Raw genomic sequence first — 12,426 nt, 5'->3', positions numbered from 1 at the left:
CTTTTTAAACAAAACACATCTCAATCAGCCACAGCACCGCCTTTACTGCCAGCCTCCATAATACCGTGTACAAGACTGTTCATATACATCTCGATGTTAGTATATTTACCATTAACATCAACAGTCCGTTCATTCGCATCATTTTTCTTAAAATCAAGCCCATATTCCTTTTCCCAATAATCCGGAATTCCGTCACTGTCAGTATCTTCAGTGCATATTTCAGTATCTGTTGCCAGAACCGGGAATCCCTTTTCATCCAATTGTCCGGCATTAGTACCAATGTCAGACGGCTTATTGATATATCCCGGTTTATTATCCGACCATCCCTTCAATGATTCCCATTCTTTGGCACTGCCTGTACAAGTTGCCACACCTTTTCTGACATCACTTATAATAAGTTCATCAAGCTTATCCCTATAATTGCAAGCACCGGCATATTGTAAAACCATATCATAAGCATCAACGGCAGAATGGGTCGTCACATGTCCGGCTCCGGAAACAGGAGAATTTACCTTTATGCTTGTATGTTCTTTCCAAAGGGCTGAACTCTCCCCGCCTTCGCAATTTTTAGCATCCATTTGTCCGAATACACCATCTTGCCAGTTATCGGCAGTCACGTCACTATATCCTTCCACACAGTTTCCACTAACATAAAACCTGCCCCAGGTCTGAAGCCATTTTTTATAATCTGCTCCCGAATAATCTTTCGGATACACATCGGGTTTGGCAATGCGATACTGACGTTTTTCCTTACTGCCGGTAAAAAGTTTAGTTGCAGGTCCGGGTTTATAATAATTGTTTACAAGATTCACCTTTTGAGCTTCACCGCCATAACAGCCTTCTCCCGCATAATTATAGTACACATTATTGCGTATATCAACAAGTTCACCCTTATCAAGAGCCAATGTCGTGTAGCGAGGTCCAAGACGTGGTACCCGGCTTTCGCAATGAGCAATTATATTATGGTGATAAGAAGCATAGTGTCCTCCCCAATTGCCTCCGTATCCATGAGTATTAAATTTCTCTCCTGTTATTTTGGCAGGAGTTGCTCGCAATGACTGCGCAACCAAGCACCACTGTACCGTAGTATATTCCGAACCATATACAGACAATCCTTCATCCGTTCCCCAACTTACAGAACAATGATCGATAATAATATTCTTATTATCCGAACCTCCCAGACCATCATTATCCGTATTGATATTACCCGGACGGAAGCGAATAAATCTGATTATCACATTATCAGAGTTTATGGTAAAAGGATAATTTGCTATACAGATTCCTCCCGGCGAGGTCTGCCCTGCAATCGTAAGATTGTCATTTTTTGTTTTAAGTTCACGTTCCAGCATGATAGTACCGGAAATTGCAAAAACAACAGTTCGTGCACCGCTTTTCTCTACTGCATATCGTAAAGTTCCTTCCGGCTTGCTGGCAGGGTCATCCAAACGTGTCACAACATATACAGCACCTCCGCGGCCACCGGTCGCATTGCGACCATGACCTTCAGCATAAGGAAAAGCAAATAACTCGCCATAGTCCAATGTTTTCACTCCGGTATCAGGAGAGTCGTTTTCCTCACCATTGCTTTCATCGTCGCCGTTGCTACCTATATTTCCTTCCGAATCTACAATCGGATCATCTCCGGAACAGGAAATAACCCCGAATCCCAAAACAAATAGCAAATAGAACAACCAATATATACCTTTCATATCTTATCCGTTTTTTAATCCAAATATGTAATTATACAAATATCATTTAGCCGGATAAAGTTTCTCTACCAAGCTATTGATATATACTTCCAAATTTGTATATTCCTTACTCAGATTATATTTGACTCCATCTGCAGAACTTTTCGGATTCAGCCCATTGGCTGCCTCCCAAGCATCCGGCATTCCGTCGCCGTCTGTATCCACAGGGGCATTCTCTTTCACATATACAGGCCATCCTCCCACATCCGTTGCCTTATCAATAAGTCCCAGCACACTGCCGTTACTTCCTGAGGCCGTATAATCTCCATTACGTACATTGTCTACTATACGCCTGTCCACCGCATCAGACTTCAACGAAGCACCGGCATACAGCAGTACGGCTTTATAAGCTTCTGAAGCAGACTGCGTAAATAATGCCGCATCATCGGTTATTGTAAATTCCGAGTTAGCCTGAATAGCAGACTTTCCACCGGAAGGTAAGAGTACACCGGATGTCTCATTCGGCTGCAAACCGACCCAATTATCATTGTTCACCTCCTCCAGCAAAGACTGATAAGCAGGATTTAATTGAGGGCATGTACCATCAAAATAGTTACCATTCAGATAAAACATTCCCCATGTTCCTTTTGCATTTTTATTTTTTCCATCATCTCCATTCGGCTGAAAAATGCGATTGACAATATTTGGTTTTTCATTGGTAGAAGGCCCCGGTTTATAATAATTATTCACAAAATTATAACTTCCTCCTTCACCGGCATAGCCGCCATTGGTAGGTCCCCAATTATAAAAGACATTGTTGCGTAAATCTACTTTTTCATTGCCGGGTTTACCGGTATACCTACTGCCACATAGACGAGGAGTACGACTACTATGATGTGCCAGAAGATTATGGTGGAACGTAGCAGGTGAGCCACCCCAAATACCTCCATACCCATGATTACCTTTGGTATGTACAGAACGGTTCAAACTCTCGCTGATAATACACCACTGCATAGTAAAATTGCTATTATCATAAAAGGAAGCACACTCATCCGTACACCAACTCATGGAACAATGATCTATGATGATGTTCTTATGTTGCTTTCCCCAAAGTGCATCGCCACTATCCGCCTCACCTTCAGTTGTGAAATTATCAGATCCCATTCGAAAACGCATAAAACGAATAATGACATTATCAGCCTGTACAGAAACCGGATAACCTTTCAAACAAATACCGTCTCCGGGAGCTGTCTGACCGGCAATTGTCAGGTCACCATTTACTATTTTCAGCGGGCTGTTCAAATCTATCAGTCCACTCACTGCAAACACAATCGTACGCGCTCCGCTTTGGCTGATACCGTAACGCAAAGTCCCTTTTTCGTTGGTGTCTGCCAATGAAGTCACCACATACACCTTTCCACCTGCTCCGCCTGTAGTAAACCGACCGGCGCCATATGCACCTGGAAATGCAGCAATCGAAGAACGGTCCGGAGCAGGATACTCTTCCAATGTATTATCCGTATCCGGATTATTATCTCCATCCCCATTATTATCAGTTTCTGGCGGAACTTCCGTTCCGCCAGAAACCGGATTATCATCCGAACATGCCACTACTGAAGCAGAAAGGATGAAACACAGCAAACCAAAATAAACGAGTTTCAATATTCTCATAAGTAAGTTTTTTAATACATAAAAGCCGGCAGCAGATTTACCGGCTTTTATAAAACAATTATTCAGCACTGATACTTCCGTAGTGTCCTACTCCCCTGACTGTGTATACCCCGTCAGCAGCAGTCGTAACAGATACCGAAGTTTCGGTAGTCTGCGCCAAATAGACGCCATTCACAAAAATAAGATAACCTGCAGCTCCGTCTATTGCATTCCAACTTAAAGTAGTACCATCCAAGGTAGCCATAGTAGTGCCTGGGGTCTGCATATATTGTTTCGGATTCCATCCCTCTCTGGCAATGATGTTCTCATAAGTATATCCGGCAGCTTCATCTGCAGAAAGAACTTTTGCAGTAAACTGACTGCTGCCACTACCAACTGTCATATCTCCTGTTGAAATTACCTGATTATTTTTATCAACCGTATTATATTCGCCAAAAAGAGCAGGCGCTGCGCTACCCGCAGTCCAATGACCGTCTATAATATCCATCTTCAAAGCAGTGTTAATGAAAACCGCCTTCGCAGAAGTTGATTGCTGACGTCCGAAAGAAAAAGCGGTTATACCTGCCTCACCGTCTATCGTACAGTCTTTCATCACATACCCATAAGCATCGGTTTCGTTACTACGTGAAGCCGTAATAAAACTACCATTGCCCGTGTTATAAAAAGTACTGTTTTCTATCAGCACATCACCACTTCCCCAGATATAGTCCGTACTACCTTCAATCCATGAATTTTGTACATAAGCCCGGCAAATACCATACGTTCCGTTCACTTTCTGGAAACGCGTCCACCACGTATCCTGGAATGAAACCAATTTACAATTATTCATAGCCAATCTATCATAATGGCTACACAGAGCTTCAGCTTGTCCACCTTTTCCAAGACCACCGTCATAGCGGCTTTTCAATGCACCGTACAAGTTAATAATGGAAATGTTCTCCAGGTAAACATCAGTGGCTTTAATCAATACTACACAATTCTGATCTGTGGTATATCCTGCAAGGCGCGCAGGTGAATTAGGATTGTGAATAGAATAAGGCCATGTATCCGAATTAGTTTGCTCCTCTACACGATTCAACGCAAATTGAATTTTCACTCTGTCAGGATTTTCTCCAATCAAATGAATAAACGGTTTTGTTTTAGGTATATATACACATTCATTATAGGTTCCTGCTGCAATAAAAATCAGGTAAGGCGATGTCAAATTGGCAGGAGCGGCATTAATAGCAGCTTGTACAGTGGTATAATCACCTCTTCCGTTTGCATCAACAACAGCATCAAACACCGTTTCGCTATCTCCACCGGAAATACCGGAAGTGGCTGTAAACTTCAAAGTAATATCTTTGCTGTAAGGACGATGCTGCATATCCGTCAATGTACCTGCCTCGATAAATAAGGAACATTCGGAACCTTCACTGACAGAATAAGGATAGCGGACTTTCTCATAATTGATGACAATCTGATTGGAAGCAACCTTATCATTGAAATAAATTCCGGTTGTCAGCACTTCACCGGTTTCTTCATCCTTAGTCGGCGGAGTCTGGCGCATGGCTTTGCTAAAGACAAACTCCACATAACCATCAGTACCCGCCGTCAAATTGTTCTCCGTTTCCGAATCAATATTAGCAAGATCAACCTCCGTACCATTGATATTGCATGAAATAAGAACAGGAGCACTTGTATTTTCCTTGCCTTCATCGTTATCTTCACAGGCATAACCTGTGAAGATAAGTAACAAGAGGAGCAAGCATTTGCCTACTGTATAAATAGATTTTGTATTCATATTAGTTCATGTTATTAAATTTATTATTTATTCCAACGCGGATCACCGATTATCTTAACTTCATTCGGAATATCTGCACCGAAAGTCAAATCAAGCACATCGGTACTTGAAGATGCATTCGGGAACAGTTGGGATGAAGAATAGGACAAAGCTGTAGTAGATGTAGAACCAGGTTTTGAAACAGTAAGGTCTGATGTTCTATAAACTTTCGACCAATTTAAAGAAGCCGGAAGAGTTTTATCATCATAGAATATCTGGAAAGTATTACTACCTGCAAATAAAACATTTTCTACAGTAAGACTACCTTTCGCTCCTCTCACAAGAGCATCTTTATCAACTAAATTATAGAAAGTACAGTTTTTAATTACAGAAATGGAATTATCAGCCTTATCAACTCTTAGGAGCGATGCACTGGTTCCACCTGGATTAGCAAAAGTAGAGTTCATCATATTAATGATTACAGATTTCACAGCCCCATCCGTTTGAACAATACCATAGTAGTTACTTGTGCTTTTAGTACCCAAGTTTCTAATAATACAGTCATCAATATTCAATTTCAGACTACTTTCCCCATTTACCTTACGCATACGAACAATACCCCGATAATTTTCTATAGTACATGAAGTTATTTCAATATTTGCTATAGAAGAACCTTCTGTATTCGGAGCAATAACACAATCGTTACTAAGTGCACTGATATTCAGATTATAAAACTCTATTTTATCAATAGCCCCTAAAGTTTGCATATTCTTAACAGCTAATTTCGGTTGTGTAGCTCCCTCACCCCAAAAGACAATATTAGTAACCGCAGCAGGTATCTCAGATTTGTTACTCAAATCCGCATCTGCACTGATTGTCACTAAAATATTACCGGACAAGTTATCCCAATCGGCTATTAAAGCCTCAACATCATTATATTCCGTATACCCAACAGGTTTTCCCTTCTTTGTTGTAAATGTAGCACGTGCACATATAGCCCCATTATAGAAAGCATAAACTGTGTATTCCGTACTTGGTTCCAGATTCGGTATAATAACGGCATGTTCATTTACCTCGGAAGCACTTAGCGAAACAGCTCCGGTGGCATCATCCGGAGTAGGCGCCGAAGAGGGCTGACAGATATATTGGTCCACATCCACTGTATTATCCCAAGAGAATCTTGCCGTATTGGCTGTAATCTCATCTACGGTAGACTCTATTTCCAATCCCGGCACTACCACTTCCTGTGAACCGCGTAACGTTTCATTATTATAAATGTTGATAGTATAAGCTGTGAATATTTTCAGTCCTTCAATCCATGCCTCTCCTGCAGCAGCTTCCTCAGCCGTAATTGCCCGCTCTATAGGAGCAGCGCCGCCCACAATCTCGAAATGCGTTACCGTCAGACCAGCTTCCCATGACATACGTACCTTACCTGATGCAACTGGAAGATCCTCTTCGGCAGGCACATTCAATACATCCTCTTCCGTTACTGTTTTGAACGGTTCGTCTAAATAAGCCCAATAGGATTCCTTGCCATTTGCCACAGACTTAATACGCAGATAATATTCCGCACCTGCTTCCAGATTGTCAATTAAAAAAGGAGCTTTCAATATGCGGTTTTCTACCGTATTCCCATAAACAAGATTACCGTTCTCTTCCGATCCCATAGGAATTTCATCAGTCAGCTCATTCTTGCTTATTTCAAGAATATAATATTCTACGCCGGGCATGGCATCCCAAGTTACCGTAACCCGAGCTACTTTTTCATCTTTTGTCACATTTATACCATCCTCATTGGTTCCAAACGGACGGCTGTACGAGGCATCAATACCCCAATCGCTTTTCTCTGTACATGCCATTGCAAGTAAAGAGACAAGGAGCATAAATACTCCTTTAGCCAATATATTTCTGATATTTTTCATTTCCTTGAGTGTTTAAGATTAATCACTATATCCATAAGAATTATGCAACTTGCCATTCGATGTAGAAATCGTGGTAGAAGCGATAGGAAGCAAATAACGGTTTTTCACTACACGGTTCAATCCTGCCGAAATACTGGGCAGATTAACAAGCAGTTGCTCCTGCTTGGCATCTGTAGTCTCTCTGCCGAAGAAATTGGCGCTAAAGTAACCGGCTTCCACAGGTTCGTTGTAATTGAATGTGGTTACATCAATCGTGAAATTATCCTCCTTGAACTTATAATAAATTTTAGCCGGATATGAACCATTATTCACTGCATTACGATAGCTCTCCTTGAACTCGTCAATCTTGGCACTGAGCAAATTCCAACGGATAAGGTCGAATTTACGTACACCCTCACCTGCCAATTCCCAGGCATTTTCATCAACAATCGTTTCAAAGAAGCCCTGTTCATTAATGAGTTTCGTCAAATGAGCCTCTGCAGCAGCCTTGTCACCGTTGAAGGCACGTGTATGTATCTCGGAAAGAGCTTCGAAAGCTGTTTTTGAACAATACTCGCCACCTGTATTATAGCTGCCGTAAAGTTCATTCATAACCTCCGCATACATAAGCAAAACATGAGGATAGCGCATCTTTACAACATTGATGCCACTGCACACTTTCTGGTCGCTTGCTTTCACAGCATCCCACCAACCGTCTTTCCGATTTTTCATCTTACGATAGTCCCACTTGCCGCAATAAATGGCAAAAGGGGCATTGCCAAGCATATCTTCTTTATAAACGCCACTCTTCGTACGAATCTGCATCAGGGCACAAGTCAGGTCACGACGCAGGTCTGCAGCATCAAAAGACATATAATAAGGAGCTGTCAGTTTGAGCTTACCACTGGAATTACCTTTCGGACCATAGTTATGTTCCTCAGACACACCACCGGGAAAAGCACCGTTTACACGAAATCCTACAGTATACCCCAATTCACTGCTATTATTCAGCCCCATCGGGATTTCAAACAAATTTTCACGATAGGTATTATCCAGTTCACACAAGTTCACCCCATTCCAATAACCTGCAAGAGTGGGAGTCATCGAGTGTGTATTATCATTGATGATAGCGGCAAGATGTTCCTCTGCCAATTTATACATCTCATGACGTTTTTCATCATCGCAACGCTGAGTAGGATAAGCCGGATCTGAGTTTTCCGTAGCTGTCACATATCCTTCCTTCGCTGCTTCACGAATAAACCATCCGGCACGGGTCAATGCTATGTTTGCCAGCAAACCATGTGCATATCCTTTGGTGACACGCTCTGTGGTGTAAGTTGTACCACCTGCCCAAGGCAGATAAGGAATGGATTCTTCCAAATCGCCAATCAAAGCCTCCATAATAACATCACGGTCAGTCTTCCCTACATACACATTTTCCAGATTGCTATCCGAAGCACCGGTAGCAAACGGAATATCTCCGAAAAGGCGAATTAAGTCGAAATAAATCATTGCACGCAACACTTTAGCTTCGGCACGGAAACGTAGCATCGTATCGCAATCATCGCCTTTCGTCTTAATCAGCTCGCTGTTGTTTATGCCATCTATTACCAGATTAGCGTTCTCAATAATGCCATACATCACATTCCACACACGCGAAAGTTGCGTCCAACCCGGATTAGCATTGTAATTCATATTACCGCGTTCGCTGGAGGTATTGCTGGCATCGGTACCAAGTCCGTCCACCAATTCACAATCCGTATTCAGACCTGCTATAATAGGCATAAAGTTGGAGTAGGCTTGGTCCTGAGTCAGACTTCCGTAAATCTTATTCACGGTCAGTTCCGTATAGTATGTGTTATTAAAAGTAGTTTTATTATCCAGTTCGGAAGGAGAAGTCTGATCCAGAAAATCAGAACAGGAAGTCATAGCAACCAACCCTGCCGCTAAACATAAAGTTTTATATATATTTCTCATATCAGTCAATATCTGTTAGGTTTTAGAATGTAATGTTAATGCCGCCTACAAACGTACGGCTCTTGGGATAAGCGGCATAGTCCACACCCGGTGTCATGGCGTTGCGCTTGCTGCTCACATCCACTTCAGGATCGGCTCCGCTATAGCTGGTCCAACAGAACAAGTTATATCCGGTCAGATAAACCCTTACATTCTGCAAGAATGCTTTCTTAACAAGGTGCTTAGGCAGCGAATAACCGATAGTAAGATTGTTCAGGCGCAAGAAAGAAGCATCCTCCACCGCATAATCTATTAACTGCATCGTAGAAGCAGCAGCCGGATTATACATATTGGCATTGGAATTAATTTCATTCAGGCGCAATCCGGCAGCTTGCATGTCACCATAATGATTCAAGACTGCGGTTGAAGAGCTGGCAAGATTCAAGCCTGTTTCCGGATCGATCCATGTATATCGGTTACCAAGACGGAAATCATTATTCAAGTTATAACCGGTCCTAGAGCCGGAACGGAAAGACGATGCCAGTTTTGTACCGTTGATAATCACATTGCCGGTAGAATAGTTAAAGAAGATATTCACATCCAACTCACCGGTGCGGCTATTGCCGAAACGCCCATTCAGCCCAAAACCGCCTACCCAAGGAGCTACAGTGTTTCCAAGACGCTGTTTCAAAGGATTTCCATTCTCATCGGTCTGTATTTTCAATCCGCCAGGATAGTAAGAACCTCCTGTTATCGTAGGGCTGTTGTCTTTCATGCCATCTTTCAGCACCCATTGTTTATCGCCCCATACCAATTCTCCGGTCGGATTGGTAACAGGATCATATACTGTATAATATCCATTGGTACGGAATCCCCATACTTCACCCAGACGTCCACCCTCTTCCACACGGAAATCTTCATATTTGGAAATAGTGCTTCCTGCCCAATTGCTACTCTGCCAAGGGCTGTCGGTGGTCAATTTGTCAATTCGGTTTCGGTTGTAGGCAACATTGGCAGTAAAGTTCAAGCTGAAGTTTTTCGTATCTACCAATACTGCATCCATCGACATTTCAATACCTTTATTCGAAGTCTGTCCAAAATTCTGATACTGATAAGAATAACCGGAGTTACCGGGTATCTCCGCCTTCATCAGCAAATCTCTGGTCGTATTCCAATATACATCTACCGAACCCGAAATACGATTGTTCCAAAAACCATAGTCAATACCCAAGTTACGGGTAACGGTAGTCTCCCATTTCAACTTTGGATTATAAAGATAGGTCCCATGTTCCAACATAGGTGTACTGGTTCCATTGAAGAAAGGATTACGGGAATCATTGCCACTCAACGAGTAAGTAGTATAAAGAAGCCCTGAATTAATCCGGTTGTTACCAGCCGTACCAAAACTCAAACGCAATTTCAATGCAGACAACCAATCCTTTGTATTAGCCATAAACGCCTCATCGGAAATACGCCATGCCAATGCGGCAGAGGGGAAAACGCCCCAACGGTTTCCATCTCCAAACTTACTGGAACCATCGGCACGTACCGTTACCGTAAGCAAATACTTGTCCATCATCGTGTAATTGACACGCCCGAAGAATGAAAGCATGTTCTCTTCGGCAGAGATAGTAGACTGGTTCGGCAATGCCGTGCCGGCCCCCATATTGGCTTTCATATCCTCAAATCCCATTGTTGTAGGGAAATTTACAGACACATTCTCTATGGATTCCTCCATGCTGCTGCTCACTTCATGTCCCACGAGCACATTCAAACGGTCACGACCATCAAACATTTTCTTATTTTCGTAAGTAAGAGTATTGGCATTGCGCCAGTTCTTTGTCGTCTCACGCAGCAAATATGCCTGAGGACGTCCGTTATAACCATATTTAGAGTTACTTACAGCGTCAGTACCCCAATATTGTTCTGTATCTTCATATCTCCAACCATAACCAAATTCCGAGCGGAAAGTCCAGTTCTTAAACGGCTTCCAATTCAAACCGAAATTATAATTCTGACGGAAAGAATTGCGTCCTTTATTCGTTGCCAGCAAACGTTCCAAAGGCGTTTTCTGTAAAGCAGCATTGCTCTCCTCATCATCATCCGAACTATGAGACAAAGCATTGACCGGACGGAAAACCACCGCATTGGCTACAGTAGAATTAGCAGCATTGGACTCATTCGTATCAGCACCACCACTCAAACCCTCGATAGTAGAATAACTCAAACGCGCATTGAAGTCTAAAGTCAGCCATTTGTTCAGTTCCGACTTAAGCTTTGCATTGATATTATCTTTCTTAAAGCCTGAGCCAAGCATAATGCTTTTTTCTTCATTATGAGCATAACTTACACTGTAGGTCAATTGTTTGCTACCCCCGGCCACATTCACATTATATTGCTGCTGATTACCTGTTCGTCCGAATATCTCATCCTGATAGTCAATACCATCGATTGATTTCCAAATATCCATATCATTATAATTTCCGTAATCCAACGAACCGATTTCACGTTGATAAGCTACAAAATCATAAGGACTCATCACTTCGGTCATTTTAGTCACTTTCTTAAAACCGAACGAAGCGCCAAAATCCACTTGAACCTTTCCTTCTTTACCACTCTTGGTAGTAACGATAATTACACCATTAGCACCACGTGCACCGTAAATAGCTGTAGAAGAAGCATCTTTCAAGACATCAATACTCTGAATTTCAGACGGAGCAATGTCACTGATACTGGATACAGGAAAACCGTCTACTATATAAAGAGGTGAATTGTCTTGCGACAAAGAACCACCACCACGTATACGTATCTTAATATCCGCATCGGGAGAACCCTCCGTAGTAGTGATATTCACCCCCGCCATTTTACCGGTCAATGCTTCGGAAGCGCTAGATACCGGAATAGATGCAATATCCTGCGAACTGACGGAAGCTACGGAACCGGTCAGGTCTCGCTTATTCACCGTACCGTAACCAATGACAACAACTTCATCCAATAACTCGGAATCCTCTTCCAAAACCACATTCAGCAGTTTCTCTCCTTCATACTTCAGCTCTTTATTCTTAAAGCCGATATAGGTAAAAGAGAGGATATCGGACTTTTTCACGCCCGAAAGCGTAAAATCTCCGTCCACTCCAGTTATGGTACCGTTGGTGGTACCTTTTACCAAAACGTTGACACCAATCATCGGTTCACCGCTCTTGTCTTTCACGATGCCCTGCACCTGTCTTTCCTGTGCAAAGGAAATCAGGCAAAGCATGCTCATCATGAGCATCAAAGCAACTTTCTTTAGTCTTTGTTGATTATACATAAAAAGATGTGTTAAAAAAATAATGTTCTCCACGATATTTGTTCACGGGGCAAAATTCATTTTTTAAGTCACATCTCTTGTGTAGATTTTGACATAAAACTGCTAAAAATTGTTTTACCTGCTAAAAAAACATCA

The 12,426-nt window shown here is 42.3% G+C and carries 6 protein-coding genes; all 6 read right to left on the bottom strand.

Going from position 1 to position 12,426, the window contains the following annotated elements:
- Positions 1–20 precede the first annotated feature (20 nt).
- From H8S52_RS08170 to H8S52_RS08145, 6 genes are read right to left on the bottom strand one after another with little or no spacing between them, the layout of a single operon-like run.
- Positions 21–1,709, bottom strand: coding sequence for a polysaccharide lyase family 1 protein (locus H8S52_RS08170; RefSeq protein WP_117666858.1), 1,689 nt, complete (start codon positions 1,707–1,709; stop codon positions 21–23).
- A gap of 42 nt (positions 1,710–1,751) precedes the next feature.
- The gene (locus H8S52_RS08165) at positions 1,752–3,359 is read right to left on the bottom strand and encodes a pectate lyase (RefSeq protein ID WP_222620302.1); all 1,608 of its coding nucleotides are present in this window, start codon (positions 3,357–3,359) and stop codon (positions 1,752–1,754) included.
- 58 nt (positions 3,360–3,417) lie between these two features.
- The gene (locus H8S52_RS08160; protein ID WP_117899196.1) at positions 3,418–5,142 is read right to left on the bottom strand and encodes a pectinesterase family protein; all 1,725 of its coding nucleotides are present in this window, start codon (positions 5,140–5,142) and stop codon (positions 3,418–3,420) included.
- Between the two features lie 23 nt (positions 5,143–5,165).
- Positions 5,166–7,046, bottom strand: a complete 1,881-nt coding sequence (locus H8S52_RS08155) for a DUF5123 domain-containing protein (RefSeq protein WP_186909613.1) — start codon at positions 7,044–7,046, stop codon at positions 5,166–5,168.
- A gap of 18 nt (positions 7,047–7,064) precedes the next feature.
- Positions 7,065–9,002 (bottom strand): RagB/SusD family nutrient uptake outer membrane protein, encoded by a 1,938-nt coding sequence (locus H8S52_RS08150; protein WP_186909612.1) that lies wholly within the window; start codon positions 9,000–9,002, stop codon positions 7,065–7,067.
- A gap of 22 nt (positions 9,003–9,024) precedes the next feature.
- Entirely contained in the window at positions 9,025–12,255 is a 3,231-nt protein-coding gene (locus tag H8S52_RS08145; RefSeq protein ID WP_370527567.1) for a SusC/RagA family TonB-linked outer membrane protein, read from the bottom strand.
- Positions 12,256–12,426 lie beyond the last annotated feature (171 nt).

Source organism: Bacteroides sp. NSJ-48, from assembly GCF_014287405.1.
GTDB lineage: Bacteria > Bacteroidota > Bacteroidia > Bacteroidales > Bacteroidaceae > Bacteroides > Bacteroides stercoris.
The sequence above is the reverse complement of the archived record's forward strand: the minus strand, read 5'-3'. Positions and strand labels throughout refer to the sequence as shown.

Bases quoted from the DNA above. Each gene is read 5' to 3' on its own strand.
- H8S52_RS08170 (WP_117666858.1), bottom strand. From the start codon at position 1,709: ATGAAAGGTATATATTGGTTGTTCTATTTGCTATTTGTTTTGGGATTC.
- H8S52_RS08165 (WP_222620302.1), bottom strand. From the start codon at position 3,359: ATGAGAATATTGAAACTCGTTTATTTTGGTTTGCTGTGTTTCATCCTT.
- H8S52_RS08160 (WP_117899196.1), bottom strand. From the start codon at position 5,142: ATGAATACAAAATCTATTTATACAGTAGGCAAATGCTTGCTCCTCTTG.
- H8S52_RS08155 (WP_186909613.1), bottom strand. From the start codon at position 7,046: ATGAAAAATATCAGAAATATATTGGCTAAAGGAGTATTTATGCTCCTT.
- H8S52_RS08150 (WP_186909612.1), bottom strand. From the start codon at position 9,002: ATGAGAAATATATATAAAACTTTATGTTTAGCGGCAGGGTTGGTTGCT.
- H8S52_RS08145 (WP_370527567.1), bottom strand. From the start codon at position 12,255: ATGCTCATGATGAGCATGCTTTGCCTGATTTCCTTTGCACAGGAAAGA.